This is a genomic window from Micromonospora eburnea (assembly GCF_900090225.1).
Taxonomy (GTDB): domain Bacteria; phylum Actinomycetota; class Actinomycetes; order Mycobacteriales; family Micromonosporaceae; genus Micromonospora; species Micromonospora eburnea.
On the sequence record NZ_FMHY01000002.1, the window covers coordinates 151,931 to 169,404 of the forward strand.

The 17,474-nt window shown below is 73.5% G+C and carries 22 protein-coding genes; 5 read left to right on the plus strand and 17 right to left on the minus strand.

Going from position 1 to position 17,474, the window contains the following annotated elements:
* Positions 1-18 precede the first annotated feature (18 nt).
* Positions 19-1,506, plus strand: a complete 1,488-nt coding sequence (locus GA0070604_RS00925; RefSeq protein ID WP_091112558.1) for a dihydrolipoyl dehydrogenase family protein — start codon at positions 19-21, stop codon at positions 1,504-1,506.
* Positions 1,507-1,569: 63 nt separating this feature from the next.
* Here GA0070604_RS00925 and GA0070604_RS00930 read toward each other — a convergent pair whose 3' ends face one another.
* Positions 1,570-3,147, minus strand: a complete 1,578-nt coding sequence (locus GA0070604_RS00930) for a carboxylesterase/lipase family protein (RefSeq protein ID WP_091112560.1) — start codon at positions 3,145-3,147, stop codon at positions 1,570-1,572.
* Positions 3,148-3,285: 138 nt separating this feature from the next.
* Between GA0070604_RS00930 and GA0070604_RS00935 the strand changes: the two genes are divergently transcribed.
* Positions 3,286-3,864 carry a TetR/AcrR family transcriptional regulator gene (locus GA0070604_RS00935; RefSeq protein WP_091126818.1) on the plus strand — a complete coding sequence of 193 codons (579 nt, stop codon included), beginning with the start codon at positions 3,286-3,288 and terminating at the stop codon, positions 3,862-3,864.
* A 27-nt stretch (positions 3,865-3,891) separates the two neighbouring features.
* Here the strand turns inward: GA0070604_RS00935 and GA0070604_RS00940 are convergent, their stop codons facing one another.
* The 4 genes from GA0070604_RS00940 to GA0070604_RS00955 form a co-directional block, all read right to left on the minus strand.
* Positions 3,892-4,656, minus strand: a complete 765-nt coding sequence (locus GA0070604_RS00940) for a crotonase/enoyl-CoA hydratase family protein (protein ID WP_091112563.1) — start codon at positions 4,654-4,656, stop codon at positions 3,892-3,894.
* Positions 4,657-4,721: 65 nt separating this feature from the next.
* Complete coding sequence (locus GA0070604_RS00945) at positions 4,722-4,913, minus strand: DUF397 domain-containing protein (protein ID WP_091112566.1); 192 nt, start codon at positions 4,911-4,913, stop codon at positions 4,722-4,724.
* A gap of 83 nt (positions 4,914-4,996) precedes the next feature.
* A complete protein-coding gene (locus GA0070604_RS00950; protein WP_091112570.1) occupies positions 4,997-5,188 on the minus strand; it encodes a DUF397 domain-containing protein in 192 nt (63 codons plus the stop codon).
* A complete protein-coding gene (locus tag GA0070604_RS00955; protein WP_091112573.1) occupies positions 5,179-5,946 on the minus strand; it encodes a helix-turn-helix domain-containing protein in 768 nt (255 codons plus the stop codon). Before GA0070604_RS00955 ends, GA0070604_RS00950 begins: the two co-directional genes overlap by 10 nt.
* Positions 5,947-6,143: 197 nt before the next feature.
* On the opposite strand from GA0070604_RS00955, the gene GA0070604_RS00960 reads away from it, so the two are divergent.
* From GA0070604_RS00960 to GA0070604_RS00970, 3 genes are all read left to right on the plus strand, one after another.
* Complete coding sequence (locus GA0070604_RS00960; RefSeq protein ID WP_091112577.1) at positions 6,144-6,377, plus strand: hypothetical protein; 234 nt, start codon at positions 6,144-6,146, stop codon at positions 6,375-6,377.
* The gene (locus GA0070604_RS00965) at positions 6,374-6,622 is read left to right on the plus strand and encodes a flavin reductase (RefSeq protein WP_091126819.1); all 249 of its coding nucleotides are present in this window, start codon (positions 6,374-6,376) and stop codon (positions 6,620-6,622) included. Before GA0070604_RS00960 ends, GA0070604_RS00965 begins: the two co-directional genes overlap by 4 nt.
* 110 nt (positions 6,623-6,732) lie before the next feature.
* Positions 6,733-7,584 carry a Rieske (2Fe-2S) protein gene (locus GA0070604_RS00970; RefSeq protein ID WP_244161703.1) on the plus strand — a complete coding sequence of 284 codons (852 nt, stop codon included), beginning with the start codon at positions 6,733-6,735 and terminating at the stop codon, positions 7,582-7,584.
* Positions 7,585-7,643: 59 nt separating this feature from the next.
* Here the strand turns inward: GA0070604_RS00970 and GA0070604_RS00975 are convergent, their stop codons facing one another.
* The 12 genes from GA0070604_RS00975 to GA0070604_RS01030 all read right to left on the minus strand — a co-directional run bounded on the left by GA0070604_RS00975 (position 7,644) and on the right by GA0070604_RS01030 (position 17,037).
* Positions 7,644-8,936, minus strand: a complete 1,293-nt coding sequence (locus GA0070604_RS00975; protein ID WP_091112584.1) for a LysM peptidoglycan-binding domain-containing protein — start codon at positions 8,934-8,936, stop codon at positions 7,644-7,646.
* A gap of 15 nt (positions 8,937-8,951) precedes the next feature.
* Positions 8,952-9,383: a pilus assembly protein TadG-related protein gene (locus GA0070604_RS00980; protein WP_091112588.1), complete on the minus strand. Its 432-nt coding sequence runs from the start codon at positions 9,381-9,383 to the stop codon at positions 8,952-8,954.
* On the minus strand, positions 9,380-9,859 hold the full coding sequence (locus GA0070604_RS00985) for a TadE/TadG family type IV pilus assembly protein (protein WP_091112591.1): 480 nt from the start codon (positions 9,857-9,859) through the stop codon (positions 9,380-9,382). The genes GA0070604_RS00980 and GA0070604_RS00985 overlap by 4 nt, the downstream gene beginning before the upstream one ends.
* Entirely contained in the window at positions 9,844-10,332 is a 489-nt protein-coding gene (locus GA0070604_RS00990; RefSeq protein ID WP_091126820.1) for a TadE/TadG family type IV pilus assembly protein, read from the minus strand. The genes GA0070604_RS00985 and GA0070604_RS00990 overlap by 16 nt, the downstream gene beginning before the upstream one ends.
* Positions 10,332-10,541 (minus strand): hypothetical protein, encoded by a 210-nt coding sequence (locus GA0070604_RS00995; protein ID WP_091112595.1) that lies wholly within the window; start codon positions 10,539-10,541, stop codon positions 10,332-10,334. The genes GA0070604_RS00990 and GA0070604_RS00995 overlap by 1 nt, the downstream gene beginning before the upstream one ends.
* Positions 10,542-10,566: 25 nt before the next feature.
* Positions 10,567-11,427 (minus strand): type II secretion system F family protein, encoded by an 861-nt coding sequence (locus tag GA0070604_RS01000; RefSeq protein ID WP_091126821.1) that lies wholly within the window; start codon positions 11,425-11,427, stop codon positions 10,567-10,569.
* The gene (locus GA0070604_RS01005) at positions 11,427-12,326 is read right to left on the minus strand and encodes a type II secretion system F family protein (protein WP_091112600.1); all 900 of its coding nucleotides are present in this window, start codon (positions 12,324-12,326) and stop codon (positions 11,427-11,429) included. Before GA0070604_RS01005 ends, GA0070604_RS01000 begins: the two co-directional genes overlap by 1 nt.
* Before the next feature lie 4 nt (positions 12,327-12,330).
* Positions 12,331-13,860 carry a TadA family conjugal transfer-associated ATPase gene (locus tag GA0070604_RS01010; protein ID WP_091112605.1) on the minus strand — a complete coding sequence of 510 codons (1,530 nt, stop codon included), beginning with the start codon at positions 13,858-13,860 and terminating at the stop codon, positions 12,331-12,333.
* Entirely contained in the window at positions 13,850-14,683 is an 834-nt protein-coding gene (locus tag GA0070604_RS01015; RefSeq protein WP_091112608.1) for a CpaE/TadZ family protein, read from the minus strand. Before GA0070604_RS01015 ends, GA0070604_RS01010 begins: the two co-directional genes overlap by 11 nt.
* Positions 14,683-15,351 carry an SAF domain-containing protein gene (locus GA0070604_RS01020; protein ID WP_208601953.1) on the minus strand — a complete coding sequence of 223 codons (669 nt, stop codon included), beginning with the start codon at positions 15,349-15,351 and terminating at the stop codon, positions 14,683-14,685. The genes GA0070604_RS01015 and GA0070604_RS01020 overlap by 1 nt, the downstream gene beginning before the upstream one ends.
* Before the next feature lie 175 nt (positions 15,352-15,526).
* Positions 15,527-16,477 carry a hypothetical protein gene (locus GA0070604_RS01025; RefSeq protein ID WP_091112616.1) on the minus strand — a complete coding sequence of 317 codons (951 nt, stop codon included), beginning with the start codon at positions 16,475-16,477 and terminating at the stop codon, positions 15,527-15,529.
* On the minus strand, positions 16,471-17,037 hold the full coding sequence (locus tag GA0070604_RS01030; RefSeq protein WP_091126822.1) for a hypothetical protein: 567 nt from the start codon (positions 17,035-17,037) through the stop codon (positions 16,471-16,473). Before GA0070604_RS01030 ends, GA0070604_RS01025 begins: the two co-directional genes overlap by 7 nt.
* Between the last annotated feature and the right edge of the window lie 437 nt (positions 17,038-17,474).

Below are 17,474 nucleotides of genomic sequence, written 5' to 3' on the forward strand. Positions count from 1 at the left end.
GTGCGGAATGCTGGCGGGATGGCGGAGCCGGAACTGGTGGACGTGGTCGTGGTCGGGCTCGGCGTCGGCGGCGAGGAGGTGGCCGGGCGGCTCGCCGAGGCTGGCCTCACGGTCGTCGGGATCGAGCGGGAGCTGGTCGGCGGCGAGTGCCCCTACTGGGGCTGTGTGCCGAGCAAGATGATGATCCGGGCGGCGAACGCCCTGGCCGAGGCGCACCGGGTCAATGACCTGGCCGGTTCCGCGCAGGTCCGGCCGGACTGGGCGCCGGTGGCCAAACGCATCCGTGAGGAGGCCACCGACACCTGGGACGACCGGGTGGCGGTCGAGCGGTTCACCGGCAAGGGCGGCCGGTTCGTCCGGGGCAGTGGCCGGCTAGACGGCCCGGACCGGGTACGCGTCGGCGACCAGGTCTTCCAGGCCCGGTACGGGATCGTGCTGGGCACCGGCACCCGCCCCTCGATCCCGCCGATCGACGGTCTGGCCGACACCCCGTACTGGACCAACCATCAGGCCATCGAGGTCGAGGAACTGCCGGAGTCGCTGCTGGTGCTGGGTGGGGGCGCGATCGGGCTGGAGCTGGCGCAGGTCTTCGCCCGGTTCGGCGTACGGGTGACCGTGATCGAGGCGGCCGACCGGGTGCTCGCCATCGAGGAGCCGGAGGCGTCCGAGGCGGCCGCCACGGCGCTGCGCGCCGACGGGGTACGGATCGAGACCGGGGTACGGGCGCGGCGGGTCAGCCACGACGGCACCACGTTCACGGTGCAGGCGGACGGCAGCACGTTCACCGGCGAGAAACTGCTGGTGGTGACCGGTCGCAAGGCGCACCTGGAAGAGTTGGGGCTGGACACCGTCGGCGTGGACGCCGCCCAGCGCTACCTGCCGGTTGACGGGCGGATGCACGTCACCGAGGGGATCTGGGCGGTCGGCGACCTGACCGGCGAGGGCGCGTTCACCCACATCGCCATGTACCAGGCGGCGATCGTCGTCGCCGACGTGCTCGACCACATGCGACGGACCAGGGGCGGCCCGGACGCCAGCGGCACCGCCAGTGTGGTCGGTGGCGCGGCCGGGGTGGTCAGCGCGGTCGGCGGGGCGATGAGCGCCGGCGGGTCGACCGCCGCGCCGGGCAGCGTCCCGCACGCCGACTACCGGGCATTGCCCCGGGTCACCTTCACCGACCCCGAGGTGGGCGCGGTCGGCCTCACCGAGCAGCAGGCCCGCGAGCGCGGCGTCAACGTCCAGGTCGGGTACGCGGACCTGACCGCCTCCGCCCGGGGCTGGATCCACAAGGCCGGCAACGCGGGCTTCGTCAAGCTGGTCGCCGACGCCGACCAGGGCGTCCTGATCGGTGCGACCTCGGTCGGCCCGGCCGGTGGCGAGGTGCTGTCCGGGCTGGTGGTGGCGGTGCACGCGGCGGTCCCCGTCAGCCAGCTCCGGCACATGATCTATGCGTACCCGACCTTCCACCGAGCGATCGAGGACGCGCTGCGCAACCTGCGTGAGTAGTTACGCGGTAACCGCCGGAGGCCCCGGCGCGCATGCGCCGGGGCCTCCGCGTGAGATGTCGGGTCAGCTCAGGCTGGACCAGAACGCGTACTGGTGGTCGCGGATGAACTCAGTCGACTGCCAGCGCCCGGAGGTCAGCGACTGCACGTGCGGGCGTCGCTCGGTGAACCGCTGCCAGCCGCCGTCCCCGCCGCCGTTCGGGTCGCCGTCCTCCGCGAACCGGGTCCACCCGCCGATCATCCGATCGGCGAGCCGGTCCTGCTGCCGCGTCCGCGGCACGAAGAGATCCATGTCGAACAGGTACGCCAGCTCGGCCATGTGCTGCGCCCGCCACGGGAAGCTCGGCTCGCCGTAGCCCACGTACCACGGCGTCTGCTCCTCGGCGAACTCGAACATGTACGTCCTCGTCCACCTCGACAGCAGTTTCGCGGTGTCGTAGGTCGGCGTCGCCCAGTTCCGGTCGGTTCCGATGGTCGACAGGGCCAGCCCGGCGGAGTTGTCGTGGCCGGACAGGGGATAGTGGGCCAGGATCGCGTCGGCGTCGGTGCCGTACTCCTCGCGGACCGCCGGCTCGTAGCCCTCCGCCGGGATCGGCGTCCCACCCGAGTTGAGTTCCAGCCCGGCGTACCGGCCGTTCTCCTCGTCGTGGTTCACGCCGACGAGCACGGGGACGCGGTGGAACCGGCCGGTGCGGAACGCCTCGGCCGGGCTCAGCGGCAGCAGCGGCGTGCCGGACACCGGGCGCGGCTCGCCCCACGGCCCGTACGCGGCCAGCAGGTCGGCGACGGTGGTCTCGGACGACCGCAGGCAGGCGGCCACGTCGGCGGCGTCGTCGCAGCCGACGGCCTTGATCACGCCGGCACTGTCGGCCTCCGCCTCGGCGCGGGTGCGGGCGCCGCCGGTGGCGCAGGGCGCGCTCTGGATGATCGCGCGGTCGAACAGGCCCGCCGACATCGGTGAGGCGAGGTGGTCGCAGACCGCGTACCCGCCGCCGGACTGGCCCATGATCGTGACGTTGTCGGCGTCGCCGCCGAACCGGGCGATGTTGGCCCGCACCCAGCGCAGCGCGGCCTGCTGGTCTTCGAGGGCCAAGCTGCCCGAGCCGTACGCCGAGCCGCCGTCGAGCGACGGGTGGGTGAGGAAGGCCATGACGCCGAGGCGGTAGTTCATCGACACCACGACCGCGTTGGCGGCGAGGCGGTCCGGCCCGTACATGTCGCCGGTGCCGAACATCATGCTGCCGCCGTGGATCCAGACGATCACTGGCAGGTCGTCGCCCTTGCGGCCGGGCGTGGTGACGTTCAGATACAGGCAGTCCTCCGCCTCGCTGGGCACGCCGATGGGCAGGCCGACCGGCTGCGCGCAGGCCGGGCCCGGGCGGGTGGCGTCGCGTACGCCGGACCAGGGTGCGGTGGGCTCGGGTGAGGTCCAGCGGCCGGGCGGAGCGGCGTACGGGATGCCCTGGAACGAGCGGAGGCCACCGTGGACGGTGCCGCGGACCGCGCCCTTGTCCGTGGTGACGACGGCGGGGTCGCCGGGTGCGGCGACGGCCGGCGGGACGACGCCGATCGCGGTGGCGGCCAGCGCGGCGGCGGCAAGGCACCCGAGGGTGCGCTTCCGAAATCGGCCGGGGGTGTCCATGGTGGCTCTCCTGTCGGTGGACGGGGACCGGAAGTGGTCGTGCCGGGAACCGTAGATCAGATTTGGGCGATCGCGCAAGACGATTGCCTAAGGCGATCGCCTGAGACACTTGCTCAACGGGTTGCTACCATGCCGACCATGGGAAACCGCGAAGCGCTCCTCGCCGGGGCCAGGACCTGCCTGCTCGACAAGGGCTTCGACCGCACCACCGTGCGCGACATCGCCACCACGGCGGGGGTCAGCATGGCCGCGATCGGCTACCACTTCGGTTCGCGGGAGAACCTGCTGTTCCAGGCCCTGTTCTCGATCCTCGACGAGTGGGGTGACGTCGCCGGGCGTGCGCTCGTCCCCGCCGACGAGCCCGACACGAACCCCGCCGAGGCGTACGAGCGGATGTGGGACGAACTCCTCGCGCAGGCTCGTACCCACCCGAAGATGTGGCTCGTCTCCGTCGACCTGTTCCTGCGGGCGCAGCGGCAGCCCGACCTGCTGCCTCAGCTCACCGAGGGCATGCGGCAGGGACGCAGCGGCACGGCGGCGATCCTGGAGAGCGTCCCCGAGACCGAGGTGTCGGAACGGTCCGTACGCACGCTCGGCATGGTCCAGCTCGCGCTGATGTCCGGCGTGATCATGCAGACGCTCTCCGACCCCGACAACCCCGTCACCGGCGCCGACGTGGTCGCCGGGCTGCGCGCGCTGGCGAAGATCACTGGTTGACGGCCGGCCCTTCCCCGCCTCGCGCCGTCACTCGGGCGCGGTGCCGTGCCGGCCCGCGCCGGCGGTGAACCGGTTGGCTCCCTTCACCCCGTCGGTGATCAGGGACTCCATGCCGAAGGCCAGCTCGGTGGCCATCGCCTCCGGCTCGGGCAGGCCGACGCCCGAGAGCAGCGCCGCCCGGTCATTGCGCAGGCAGGTCCGCGGGTGCCGGGCGATCTCGGCGGCCAGCCGCTCGGCCTCCGCCCGGGCCGTACCCGGCTCGACCAGCCGGTTGACCAGGCCCATCGCGTACGCCTCATCGGCGGGCACCGGCCGGCCGGTGAGGATCAGGTCCATGGCCCGGCTCTCGCCGATCAGTCGCGGCAGCCGGACCGTCCCGCCGTCGATCAGTGGTACGCCCCAGCGCCGGCAGAACACCCCGAGCGTCGCGTCCGACTCGGCGATCCGCAGGTCACACCAGAGCGCCAGTTCGAGGCCGCCGGCCACGGCGTACCCGGAGATCGCGGCGAGCACCGGCTTGGACAGGCGCATCCGGGTCGGCCCCATCGGGCCGTCGCCCTCCGGTTCGACCCGGTTGCCTCGGGGCGTACCGATGGCCTTGAGGTCGGCTCCCGAGCAGAACGTGCCGCCAGCACCCCAGAGCACGGCGACCGCCGCGTCCGGGTCGGCCTCGAACGCGCGGAACGCGTCCGCCAGGGCCCGAGCGGTCGGGCCGTCGACGGCGTTGCGGGCCTCCGGCCGATCCATGATCACCGTGGTCACCGGCCCGGCGTGCTCGACGCGTACCCCCATCGGGTCAGCATGCCCTCGGCGGCGGCACCGCGCCAGGGGATCGGCGCGGTGCCGCGCGGCCCGGGTCAGGTGCGGGTGGGTGGTTGGGTGAGGAAGGTGCGCCAGGCGGTGGGGGTGAAGGTGAGGGTGGGGCCGGTCGGGTCCTTGGAGTCGCGGACGGCGACCAGGCCGGGGAGGTTGTCGGCGACCTCGACGCAGTTGCCGCCGTTGCCGCTGCTGCGGCTGCTCTTGCGCCATCGGGCGCGGGTCAGGTCCATGCCCCTGTGCCTCTCGTGACGTGTGGCCGCTCTGCCGGATCGCGCGCCGTGGCCCGCGCTCCGGTGGGCCGCTGAAGGTCGGGTCAGGCGCGGGTGGGCGGTTGGGTGAGGAAGGTGCGCCAGGCGGCGGGGGTGAAGGTGAGGGTGGGGCCGGTCGGGTCCTTGGAGTCGCGGACGGCGACCAGGCCGGGGAGGTTGTCGGCGACCTCGACACAGTCGCCACCGTTGCCGCTGCTGCGGCTGCTCTTGCGCCACCGGGCGTCCGTCAGCTCCATGTCTCCGCCACTTCCCTGATTAGATCGACCGACTGCCAGTGGGAGAGCGCCTCGCCGCGCACGTTCTCCCAGGCGGCCATTATCGCCGCCAGGTCATCGACATCGCTAACCACTTGTCCCTCAAGCTGGTTGTCGAGGTAGCCGGCGATCCGATGATCCGGGCAGGTGGCGAGCACGAACGGGCCGTTCAGCCCGGCGTAGGCGCCGACCGGGGACGGCACGACGTGCACCCGGACATGCGGCTCCGCGCAGGCGGCCACCAGGGAGAGCAACTGCTCGCGCATGGTCTCCCGGCCGCCGACGGGCCGGCGGAGGATCCCCTCGTCGATCACGGCGGTGAACTGGGGCGGGTCGTCGCGCCGCAGCACACCCTGGCGGGTGAGCCGGGTCGTGACGTGCCGCTCGATGTCGGCCCGGGGGAGCATGCCGGCCCCGGTGAGCACCGCCCGGGCATACGCCTCGGTCTGCAACAGGCCCGGCAGCACCACGGACTGATAAGAACGCAGCGCCACCGCCTCGCGCTCGATCTCCTGCCAGGGACGGAACCAGACCGGGTCACGACGTCTCGAAGTGTCGGGCCAGATGTCCCCCACGTCCCGGCCGAGCGCCTCGGCCGCCGCCACCCGATGCCGGGCATGCGGGATGCGATTCTCGCTCAGCCAGCGGCCCACCGTCTTCGGGTCCACGCCCACCCGTTCGGCAAGCGACTCGGTGGTGTACCCGGTCTCGTCGAGCGCCACCCGTAGCGCGTCGTTCACGGTCCCTCCCCATTGGACGTCTCGAATATCTGCCGACCATATCGCTACGCGGTGTACCTGTCCGGCCACCCTCGGCAGCGTGTCGCGTAGGACGGCGCGGCCGGTGGAGGCGAAGGAGCCCGGCGGTCAGCGTCCAGCGCGGGCCGCCCCGCCAACGACGTCGGGGCGGCCCATCCATCGGTGACGGAGGGAGAGACATGCGTATCCGGTTCTGGCGGCAGCGACCCGAGGCGGCGCTCCGCGTACCCCGGCAGCGGCCCGAGGCGGGGCTCCGCGTACCCCGGCAGTGGATCGTCAAGAACGAGCAGCCGACGTGGGCGAGCCAACCGACGGACGTCTTCCCCACCGACGAGCCGGGGCGCGCGGGCAACCTCACGCCGGCGCAGCGGTGGCGGGCCGGCGGATGGCGGCGGAACGGCGGCGCGCGATGAGCCGGGCGTCCCGGCCGCACCTGCCGATGCGTCCACTGTGGCGGTGCCGGCGCTGCGGCGCGGAATGGCCCTGCCAACCGGCCCGGCTCGCCCTGCTGGTCGAGTACCGGGCCGACCGGACCGCGCTGCTGGTCTACCTGAGCACCCTGATGGCCGAGGCCGGCGCGCAGTTGTCGCAGCTCAACGGGCACGGCGCACCGGCGGATCTGACCGACCGCTTCCTGTCCTGGGCCCGCGCCCGCTGACTGGCCATGACCCCACCGGCGGCTGACACCAGCAGGGGCCGAGCCACCCGATGGGGTGATTCGTGGGGGCCGCCCGGTTTGACCCCTTGCCTGCCGGGAAGTCGGACACCGTGCGCGGATTTGTGAACAACCTCGAACAGGCATCCCGGCTCGACCGGATCGGCGACCGGCTCCAGCGGGCCGTCCAGGGCACCCTGCGCGGCCAGCGGGTCCGGGACTTCCTGCACGGCGTCTGGTTGGGGCACCCACTGCACCCGGCGATGGTGCAGGTGCCCGTCGGTGCCTGGATCAGCGCCGCGGTGCTGGACCTGATGCCCGGTCAACGCCGGGCCGCGACCACCCTGATCAGGATCGGCACGCTGAGCGCCCTGCCGGCCGCCGTCGCCGGGCTCAACGACTGGGCGGCCCTCTCCCGCGACCAGCGCCGGGTCGGTCTGGTGCACGCCACCGCGAACGTGATCGGTCTGGCCTGCTACACCGGCTCGCTGATCGCCCGGCGCAACGGCCGGCACGGGACGGGCCGGGCGCTGGCGTACCTCGGGCTCTCGGCGGCCAGCGGCGGGGCGTACCTGGGCGGGCACCTCGCGTACAAGCAGGGGGCGCAGGTCAGCCAGAGCATCTCCGAGATGCACCGGATGAGTGAGGGCTGGCACCCGCTGGGGGACATGTCCACGCTGCCGCAGCGGCAACTCGTCACCCGGGAGATCGACGACGTGTCGGTGATCCTCTACCGGCACGGCGACGACGTCACCGTGATGCTGGAGCGCTGCCCCCACCAGAGCGGCCCGCTCGGCGAGGGCCAGGTGCAGCAGGTCGACGGCCACGACTGCGTGGTGTGCCCGTGGCACGGCAGCACGTTCCGCCTCAACGGCGGCGAGGTGGTGCACGGCCCCGCCGCCAACGATCAGGTGATCCTGCCGAGCCGGGTGGTCAACGGCCGCCTCGAAGCCCGCCTCCCCTGAGTTCCCCTCCCGAGATGTTGGTAGGAAGTGGCCCCTGGAGGGGCCGAGGTCGGCAGTGATCAGGGTTTGCGGTGGCGACCGGTCGGTAGCGCCTCGGGGGTTGGGCGTCGGCGGAGGCCGAGGACGGCACCTATCTGGGCGCCGACGATGCTCGCCACGGCCAGCACCGCCGAGATCGCCAGTGGCCGGTTGATCCGGTCCTCGACGGTGGGCCGGGACGCGCCGGCCGCCAGCGCCGGTGGCTGCCCAGCCGGTTCCACCACTGCGGCCGGCCTTGGAGCGCCGGTCACCTGCGACGACGGCATCGGCGTGGTCGTCTGTGCGGACGGCCTCGGCGTGGAAGCCTGCGAGGGCGGCCTCGGCGAAGGAGACCGCAGGGACGGCTTCACCGTGGGCGCCGGACCCATCGCCTCGACCCCTCGGCCCGGTGCCGCGATGCCCGTCGTGCCCGGTGTTGTCGCGCCTGGCGTCGTCTTGCCCGGAGCCGTCGTGTCGGGTGCCGTCACGCCAGGTGTTGTCGTGCCTGCGCCGCCGGGCACGGCGGGGCGGGTAGCCGGCGTGCGCGGAGCGGGCACCGGATGGGCCGGCGGCGTGCCGACCAGTCGCCCGGTGGCGTGCCGGCGCGCCCCGTCGTCCACCGCCCCCTCAGGCAGTTTGAGTAGCTGGCCCGGGCGGATCCGATCCGGGTCGGCGAGCCGGTTCAACCGGGCCACCTCCCGATAGCGCTCGAAGTCGTCCAGGTAACGCTCGGCCACCTCGCCGAGATAGTCGCCCTTCGCCACCCGGTACACGGCCGGGTCGGCCACCGCCGAGACGGGTTCGGCCTGGAGCGGGACCGATCCGGCTTGGACCGGCGACGCGGCGACCCGTACCGCCGGGGCGGCGACCACGGTCGAACCGACCGCCGTGGCACCGACCGCAGGGGCGGCGGCCGGGTGTGGTGCGGCCAGGGTGGCGGCGCTCGCCGCGGCCGGGCTCGCCGCCAGGATCAGCGCCACCGAGCCGACCAACGCGGCCGCCGCCCGCTGCTGCCGGCTCATCCCGGGCAGCCGGGGGGCCGGCCGGCGCAGCGCCGCCGCCAGCAGTTCCACCAGTACGGAGAAGGCGAACGTCGCCCAGCCGAACCAGCCCACCACGGCCAGCACCCGCAGGAAGAGTTGCCCGTCGTCCCGGCTGGTCAGCGCCGTACCCAGCTCGGCAAGGGTGGGCAGATGGTCGGGGAGGGGATTGCCGGCGAAAGCGAGGAGGGCGATCGGCCCGCCGGCCAGCACCGCGCAGAGCACGACGAGGGCGCCGAACCCGGTGAGGACCTGGCCGGTCCGCCGGACGGCGGAGCTTCGGGGTGCGGCCATGGCTGCCTTCCCTTCCTACGGTGCCCCGGTGAGCGCCCGTGCGGTGGCCTCACCGGTGACGGTGACGGAGTTCTTGAAGCCGAAGAGGCCGAGCAGGTCCCGGCGGTAGGTGACGCGCACCCGTACCCGGATCTGCTTCTCGCCGCCGACCACCGGGAAGCTCACCTGGTGGCCGCTGACCCCGCCGGCGGCGCGCAGGTAGTCCGCGACCGCGACCCGGGCACCCGCCTCGTCGATCTCCTTCGGGCCACCCTCGATGGCCCGGGCCCGGTCGATGACCTGGCCACCACTGCGGGCCGCCTCGGCGGCGAGATTGTCGGCGCGCTGCAACGACCGCAACTGCCCGGCACCGTCGTACGCCAGGCCGATGATGGCGAGCACGCCGGTCATCGCCACGGCGAGGAAGAGACTCACCCGGCCGCTTTCCGGCGTACGCCAACCGGTCATCCTCGGCTCCGGTAACTGTCCAGCGGAGACGTGAAGCTCGCCGAGATCCTCCTGCTGCCCGGCACTCCGGGCAGCCCCGGTGCCCTCAGATCGGCGAAGGAGACCGTGCAGGTCACCGTGACCGTGACGGTCGCCGGCACCCCGGGCGCGCTGCCGTACGCCTTGGCGAAGGTGGTCGCCGTCCCGCGTACCGACCCACGGAAGGTCAGTGCCGGCGGGGCGACGCAGTTCAGCCCCGACCAGTCGAGCTGGCGCTGAGCCGCGTCGGTGGCCGCGGCCCGGCCGGCACGCGCGTCCCGGGCGATCGAGGCGGCCCGGGCGGCGTCATGCGCGGCCGACTCCACCGCCTCGGCGGCCACCGCCGTCCGCCCGGCGACCCCGGCCAGCACCATCAGCCCGATGAAGGCCGGGGCGAGCACCGCGACCTCGATCGAGACGGAACCCCGTTCGCGCACCGGACTCACCCCGCCGTCCAGCGTTCGACCGGCCCGTGCGCGGTCTGCCGGACCGGGAAGTGGACCCCCGGGATCACCGACAGGCTGCGGCCGGTGACCGTGCAGGTGACCTCGGTGGCGGTGGCGTTGGTCGTGCAGGTGGGGGCCGGCCAGTCGACGAGCCAGTCACCGGCGGCACGCAGGAAGCTGGTGGCCCGGTCCCGGCCCGCGCCCGGCGGAGCCTGGTACGCGCGCTGGGCGTTGACCCCGCTCTGCGCCGCGTTGAGGGCGGTCGACCGGGCGACGAACCAGACAGCGAGCTGGATCGAGCCGAAGAGCAGCACCAGGATGGCCGGCATCACCACCGCCAGCTCGACCGGGTTGGCCCCCCGCTCCGCCCCACCCTCGGCGAGCCGGCCACGGACGGCCGCCGTGATCCGCCCCGGGCCGCGCAGACCGGCGACCCGGTCGGCGGCTGCCGGCCGGCTCCGGTCCGTACGGGTGGGGCGGGGCATCACGGTGCCTTCGGTGCCGTGTTGCCCGGAATGGCGTCCATCCAGTCCTTGGCCTTGGCCAGCGCGAGCCCGGTGACCGCCATGGCGACGGCGACCAGGCCGAAGATGATCACCGCGGTCGGCACCGGGCTGTCGCCCTGCTCGGGGTCCCGCCGCAGCTCGGCCAGCCGGCTGCTCACCGCGGCGTAGAGGTAGATGTAGAGGCGCATCGGGGTTCTCCTTCTCGCGGGTGCTTCACAGGCGGGCCAGGAACGGATAGACGGCGAAGCCGAGCAGCACGAAGACCAGCAGCGAGCCGGGAATGTCCAACCGGCTGGTCACCCCCTCCGCCCGGGTCAGGTTGTCGGTACGGATCTGGTCGCGCAGCGAGTCGGCGCGGCTGCGCAGCGTCTCGTGCACCTGGGCGCCCTCGCTGCCGGAGGCGCGCATGATCGCGCCCACGTCGCCCAACTCCGGGATGCCGATCCGGTCGGCCAGCTCCTGAAGCTCGTCCCAGGGCGAGTGCATCTGGAGCTGGGCGATCCGCAGCGCCTCGCGGATCCGGTCGAAGACCCAGCCGTCGCAGACCGCCGCCGCGCGTTCCAGCGACTGCACCGGGCCGTGCGCCGCCGAGAGCTGCAACGCCACCAGGTCCAGGTAGGTGCAGACCGCCTGGCGGAACTCGTCCCGCGCGGCGTTCGCCTTCGCCAGCACGTCGTGGTGCGCGACCAGGCCGGCGACCAGCGCCAACCCCAGGCTCCCCAGCACCGGTACGACGACCGGCAGCGACACCCCGCCCAGGAAGAGCACGGCCGACACCAGGGCCGGCGTGGCGAACCCGATCAGCGCGGAGAGCAGCACCGACAGGGCGTACTGCTCCGGGGTCCGGTCGAGCAGGGCGAGCTGCCGGTGCGGCGGGCGCAGCCAGCGGGAGAAGCCGCCCAGCCAGTCCGGCCCGCCCCGGCCCGCCACCGCCTGACCGGGCGGCTGGTGCAGCCGGCGCAGCGCCGGGCCGAGCGCCGGGGTGGCCGGCAGCGCCTCGCGTACCACCAGGAACAGGCCGAGGCCGACGACCGCCCCGCCCAGCACCGCGATCGCGAGCTGCCAGTTGACGATCACGCGATCACCTCGTTCGGGTCGGGGGCCGGCAGGAAGCGCGCCGGCCGGGGCGGCTGGCTCATCGAGCGCACCCAGACCAGCAGCCCGATGAACGCGGCCCCGAGCACCGCCATCACCAGCTGGCCGAACGGCGTCCGGTACGGCTGGATGTACTCGGTGTTGACCAGCCCGTACGCCAGGGCGGCCAGGGTCATCCCGGTGAGGAAGCGGACCGCGAACCGGGGCTGCGTACGCTTCGCCTCGATCTCCCGGCGGGTGGCCACCTCGGCGGACGCGGCCGAGGCGATCGAGCCGAGCACGTCGCCGAGCCGCTCACCCCGGTCGGTCAGGTGCAGGATCAGCGCGGCCACCACCTGGTCGCAGACCGGATCGCCGATCTCGTCGGCGAAGGCGAGCAGGGCCGACCGCGCCAGCCAGCCGGCCTGGAGCCGGGCGGCGAGGGTGCGTACCTCCTCCTGGATCTCCTCCGGCGCGGTGGCGATGGTGCCGATGATCGCCTGTTGCAGACCCTGGCCGGTACCGCAGATGTCCTTCAGCCGGCGGGTCCACTCGCCGACCGCCTCGACCCGGGCGATGGCCCGCTGCTCGGCCTGGCCGACCCCGAACAGCCACGGCACCCCGGGCACAGCCAGCGCCACCAGCAGCCCGACCACCGGCAGCCCGGTCAGCAGGAAGGCCAGCGCGCCGGCCACCACCGCCGCGCCGAGCAGCACCTGATATCTGCGCTGCTCCCGCCGGCCCGCGCCGGAGCCGGTCCAGAGCCGGCGTACCCCGGGTCGCGCGCCCGGCCCGGGTCCGGCGGGCCGGCGGGTGCCGACCAGCGCGACCACGACCAGCACCAGCCCGGCCACGAAGGCCGCGCCGGAGAAGAGTGCGATCAGCTCGATCATCGACATGGGGTCACCGCCGTCCGAGCCGGGTGTTCCGGGGCCGGCGCCAGGCCCCGGCGCCGGCCTCGATGAACCGGGTCAGCAGCCGGGCGTCGTAGCCGACCCGCAGGAGCTGGTCGCGGATCCGCTCGGGCAGGTGCCGGGGGACCGCCCGGCCGTCCGGCCCCGGCCCGAAGACCGTCGTGGTGGTGATCCGGTTGCCCTCGCCGACCCCGATCACCTCCTCGACGTGGGAGACGAAGCGGTGCTTGCGACCGCCGATCGCGGTCTCGTCCTCGACGGTGACGTAGACGATCAGGTCGAGCGCGTTGCCCGCCATCCGGCGGGCCTGGTCGACCGTCATCTCCCGGCCGTGCGAGAGCGCCAGCTCGATGATCCGTTCGCTCACCCCCGCCGGGGTACGCGCGTGAATGGTGCACATCGACCCACGACTGGTCGTCATCGCCTGGAGCATCGGCACGATCTCGCGGGACCGGACCTCGCCGACGATGATCCGCAGCACGCCCATCCGCAGCGCGACCGGGATCAGGTCGGCAATGCTCACCTCGCCGGCCGGGCGGCCGTCCAGCCCGCGCTCGCCGTGCCCCTCCCGCGACTCGAAACTCATCACCGCCCGGTGCTTGTGCCCCTGGCGGGCCGGCAGCAGCTCGCGACTCTCCTCCAGCAGCACGTACGGCTCGTCGGCCGGGATCTCGTCCATCAGGGCCCGGATGACCGTGGTCTTGCCGGCCCCGGCCAGCCCGGCGACCATGATGTTCAGCCCGGCCCGCAGGGATGCGCGCAGGAAGTCGCGCAGCAGCGGGTCGAGCATCTCGTCCAGGTCGGGCCGGCCACCGGCGATGTCCTCCAGGCTCACCGCGAGGGTGTTGTGCTTACGGATCACCGCGTACGGGCGGTGGCTGACCAGGAACACCGCGGCGAGGCGGCTACCGTCGGGCAGTTGCAGGTCGAGCGTCGGCTTCGAGGTGGACAGCGAACGTTCGGTGGCCCCCGCCCGGCGAGCCGCCGCCTGGAGGATCTCCACCAGCTCGTCGTCGCTGTCGGCGATCGGCTCCGCCCAGTCCACCCCGCCGCCGTGCCGCGTGATGCGTACCTGGTCGCAGCCGAGGATGTGCACCTCCTCGATGGTCTCGTCGACCAGCAGCGTCTGGAGCCGACCCAGCCCCACCAGCTCGGCGGTCACCTGGTCGAGCAGCAGCCGTTCCTCGTCGGCGGCCATCGGTGTGCCGGCCCGGCGCACCGAGTCGGCGTACGCCGAGACCACCGCGACGGCCAGCCGCGCCCGCTCCACCTCCTCGGCGTCCGCGTCGAACTCCCGGCCGCGCTGCCAGAGCGTGAGCCGTTCGCTCAGCTCCCGGCGCAGCTCGCGGACCACAGCGAAGTCCACCCGGGCGCGCGGCGGGAGCACCGTCGGCGCGGGAGGCAGCACGGGCGGACCCGCCGGGTTGCGGTGCCCGTTCGGCGGGGCCAACGGCGGCACGGTCGAGGTGGCGCCGGGCTGCTGCCCGCGCGGGTCGTGGGAGACCGGCTCAAACCGCACCGGACACCCCCGGCGCGGTCGGCGCGGTCACCGCCGGCGGCTGTGCCGCGCCCGGCCAGGCCAGCCGGGCCTGCCGTCGTTCCAGCAGCGCCCGGATCGGCACCTCCAGGCCGCCGGCCGCGCGCATCAGCGGCCGGCCGGAGCGTACGGTGCCGCCGAAGCTGAGCACCGCCGCGGTACGCGGGTCGTGCGGCAGCCGCGCGATCACCGGCAGCCGCAGCGCCCTGCTGATCTCGCTGGTGCCGTGCCCCTCGCCGACCACCAGCAGCCGCAGGGTGCCCGGCGGCACCCGGTGCTCGGTGAAGTCCCGTTCGATGGCCCGGACCGCCGACCGGGTGGCGGACAGGTCGGGCAGGTGGGCGCGGGTCACCAGCAGCACCACCGCGGCGGCCCGCAGCACCGGCCACGGTGGAGCGGCCACCTGGAGCCGGCCGCAGTCGGCCAGCACGTCGTACGGGGGGACACCCTTCTCCAGGCCGGTGAAGAAGTCGGCGAACCGCTGCCAGAGCGGCGTCACGCTGCCGGCCTGAGCCGGGTCGACGACGCCCGGCAGCAGCAGCCGCTCCCGCCTCGGCGCGTCCAGGTCGACGAGCTGCGACCAGAACGCGCTGTCCAGATTGCCGTCGCGCAGCTCCCCGACGGCCAGCTCGCCGATGCCCCGGGGACCGTCCAGCGCCCCGCCGAGGTAGCCCGCCATGATCGAGCCGCCCGCCGGGTCGCACTCGGCCAGCACCAGGCGCCGGTGCCAGCTCAGCGCGGCGGCCAACGCGGAGGTGGTGACGCCGGGCGAGCCCTTCGCCGAGACCAGGGCGATGACCGCCATCAGGCCGCCTCGGTGAGCACGAGCGCGATCCGGTCGTCCGCCGCCAGCACCACCACCGCCGGCACGTCCCGTACGGCCAGGGCCAGGTAGACGACAACGTCGTTGTTTTCCGGGGTGGCGGTGTCGATCACCGTGGCCTGGAACCGGGTGCCCCCGCCGCGCGCCCCGCCCTCGGCGCTCGCGCGGCTGTCCGGGGTGCTGATCAGCAGGACCTTGTCGCCGGGGTGGAGCGTACGGGCCGGCACCTGGCTCGGCTTGAGCCCGAGCGAGATCTGCTGCTGCCCGGGGCCGAGCAGGGGGGCGTCGGTGAGCTGGGACGTGCTCAGCAGGGTGCCCGGAACCAGCCGCACCGCCGCCCGCAGGTCCAGCACCTCCTTCAGTCGCCGGCTCGGCACCGGCTGGAGCCCCTGGCCGCCGGAGACCCGTACCGTGACCAGGTCGTCGGCGCTGAGCTGCTGGCCCACCTCGACCGGGCGGGCCACCGCCAGGTAGCTGCCGGTGGACCGGACCGAGGTGACCGCGAAGGCCGCACCCAGCCCGCCGAGGGCGATCAGCAGCACCGCCAGGCCGAGCAGCCCGGGGCGTACCCGCCGCTGCCGCACCACCCTGGGCGGCGCCACCGGCGCGTCCACGTCCACCACCGTCCCGTTTCGGGTCGCCACACTCACCGCGCCACCTCCGTTCGCGACTGTGGGGCTCGCAAACCCGGCTCACTCCTCGCGCTCACCGGGCTGGTCTTCGTTCGCGACTGCGGGGCTCGCAGACCCGGCTCACTCCTCGCGCTCACCGGGCTGGTCTTCGTTCGCGACTGCGGGGCTCGCAAACCCGGCTCACTCCTCGCGCTCACCGTGTCACCACCTGAAGCTCGTTGATCTGCACCGGGATCGTGCCGCTGACCCGGCTCTGCGCGATGTCGCCGCTCTGGCCCCCGCCCCGCCAGTGCACGTTCCAGTACGTGGTGGCGCTGACCTGGTAGGTGTCGGCCCGGGCGTAGCCGCGGTCGTAGCCGCAGTCCGGGGAGGTCTGTCCGGCCCGCCGGCCCTTCGCGTCGTACGGGGTGCCGGGCCCGGTGCAGGTGATCTCCGTACCGTCGTCCATGGTCCAGACGATCCGGGTCACCCGGGCGGTGATCCGGACCGTCAACCCCCGGTCCGAGGCGGACGCCCGCAACGGTCCGAAGTAGGAGGCTCCCGGGCTGGCCCACATCCAGACGGGCAGGCCGACCAGGCCCGGCCCGTTGCTCCGCCGGGGCGCGACCGCGATCCGGGGCGGCAGCAGCGTGATCGAGGCGAGCGCGCGGCGGGCCAGCTCCTCCGGGTCGGGCGGCGCGCCGTATCCGGGTGGCGGGCCGTCCAGCAGGACCTCGGTCTGGGCACCCAAGTCCCCGCCGTTGCATGTCCGCAGGTACCACTGCTTGCCGTCCGGCGCGTCCGGCTGCGGCTCCTCCAGCTTGTAGTAGCAGCCGTCGCCGTTGTTGAACCAGCCCAGGTATTCGTCGTAGCAGGGGAGCGTACGGCCGTTCCACTGGCACTTCGGGGCGGCGCCATCGTTGTTCCCGCCCCCGCCGTTGTTCCCGCTCCCGCCGTTGTTGCCGCTACCCGGTACGGGCGGGTCGTCGTCCCAGACGTTGCAGTCGTACTGCTCCGGCGTGCACTCACCGCCGGGGCCGGCACCTCGGGCGGGGGCACCGGCCAGCGCGAGCAGCAGCGCCAGGCCGGCGGCGAGCAGCAGCCGGCGGGCCGCCCCGGCCCGGGTCGGGTGGGCCGGGGCGCCCCTGTCTCCCCAGATCAGCACGGCTGGTCCCGATGTGCGGCACCGGCGTTGATCAGCCACCGGCCGTCCGGATAGCGGGTCGCGGTGGCCGTCGCCAGGTAACGTCCGCCGCGCGTACCGGGCACCACCCGGTGATCCTTGGCGTAGACGAGTTGGTAGCCGGTGGCGTCCAGGCAGTCCTGGATCTCCACGCTCGGCGGGTCGGCGGCCAGGTCGACCGATACGACCGCGGGATCGGACACGAGCCGCCCGGTACGGATCGCACCGTGCTCCTTCGCGTCGCGAATTGCCACCCGTACCCGGGTCAGCAGCGGATCCGCCAGGAAACGGGTCAGCTCGGGATGGCCGGGATCGCTTCGCGCGCTCGCCACCCGGGACGCTGCCAGGTATCCGGAATAGGCCGAGAGCGCCGCTTTACCGGCCGCCTGTTCGTCGGCTGTGGAATGGCCGGCCGGTGCGGCGTCGGACCCGGTCAGCGGGCGGACGTCCGCCTCCGGCTCGGTGCCGCAGCCCGCGTTCGCGACCAGCAGGGCCAGGCTGAGCAGGCAGATTGTCCATCGGCGGGAACGCCGTGTTCGCAACACCGTGCCCTCCTCGGTGCCGACCCGGAGCGGTTGCGAAAGCGTGCCCCGGGCATGCGGAAGCGCGCCCGGATGTGATCACCCGGGATCCGGCTGGCTACCGCTGCATTTACCTGTGCGGATCTTCAGTTGATTCGAAGCGTGATGTCTCCGGTCGGCCTCCGACGCCAATTGATCGGGGTTGCGTCGTACCCAAGGGGCGAGCATAGGCTGACGTTCGCCAATGCAACAGAGGTAATTCAACCGAACACGCTCAGTGATGACTGGTGGTGGTGGCCGATGGTTGTCCGCATGACGACGGATGCTCGGGCCTCGGCGGGGCCGGCGGCGGGAGTGTGCTCGTCCTGTCAAGTGGCTCGGAGCATCGGCTGGCGTTCGCCGGGTGGCGGAATGGCCAGAAATGACAGCTATAGTCCGCTCCGGTCCGTCGGCGTTAG

Excerpts from the sequence above, each read along its gene's own strand:
- GA0070604_RS00925 (WP_091112558.1), top strand. The coding sequence starts at position 19 with ATGGCGGAGCCGGAACTGGTGGACGTGGTCGTGGTCGGGCTCGGCGTC.
- GA0070604_RS00930 (WP_091112560.1), bottom strand. The coding sequence starts at position 3,147 with ATGGACACCCCCGGCCGATTTCGGAAGCGCACCCTCGGGTGCCTTGCC.
- GA0070604_RS00935 (WP_091126818.1), top strand. The coding sequence starts at position 3,286 with ATGGGAAACCGCGAAGCGCTCCTCGCCGGGGCCAGGACCTGCCTGCTC.
- GA0070604_RS00940 (WP_091112563.1), bottom strand. The coding sequence starts at position 4,656 with ATGGGGGTACGCGTCGAGCACGCCGGGCCGGTGACCACGGTGATCATG.
- GA0070604_RS00945 (WP_091112566.1), bottom strand. The coding sequence starts at position 4,913 with ATGGACCTGACCCGCGCCCGATGGCGCAAGAGCAGCCGCAGCAGCGGC.
- GA0070604_RS00950 (WP_091112570.1), bottom strand. The coding sequence starts at position 5,188 with ATGGAGCTGACGGACGCCCGGTGGCGCAAGAGCAGCCGCAGCAGCGGC.
- GA0070604_RS00960 (WP_091112577.1), top strand. The coding sequence starts at position 6,144 with ATGCGTATCCGGTTCTGGCGGCAGCGACCCGAGGCGGCGCTCCGCGTA.
- GA0070604_RS00965 (WP_091126819.1), top strand. The coding sequence starts at position 6,374 with ATGAGCCGGGCGTCCCGGCCGCACCTGCCGATGCGTCCACTGTGGCGG.
- GA0070604_RS00975 (WP_091112584.1), bottom strand. The coding sequence starts at position 8,936 with ATGGCCGCACCCCGAAGCTCCGCCGTCCGGCGGACCGGCCAGGTCCTC.
- GA0070604_RS00980 (WP_091112588.1), bottom strand. The coding sequence starts at position 9,383 with ATGACCGGTTGGCGTACGCCGGAAAGCGGCCGGGTGAGTCTCTTCCTC.
- GA0070604_RS00990 (WP_091126820.1), bottom strand. The coding sequence starts at position 10,332 with ATGCCCCGCCCCACCCGTACGGACCGGAGCCGGCCGGCAGCCGCCGAC.
- GA0070604_RS00995 (WP_091112595.1), bottom strand. The coding sequence starts at position 10,541 with ATGCGCCTCTACATCTACCTCTACGCCGCGGTGAGCAGCCGGCTGGCC.
- GA0070604_RS01005 (WP_091112600.1), bottom strand. The coding sequence starts at position 12,326 with ATGTCGATGATCGAGCTGATCGCACTCTTCTCCGGCGCGGCCTTCGTG.
- GA0070604_RS01015 (WP_091112608.1), bottom strand. The coding sequence starts at position 14,683 with ATGGCGGTCATCGCCCTGGTCTCGGCGAAGGGCTCGCCCGGCGTCACC.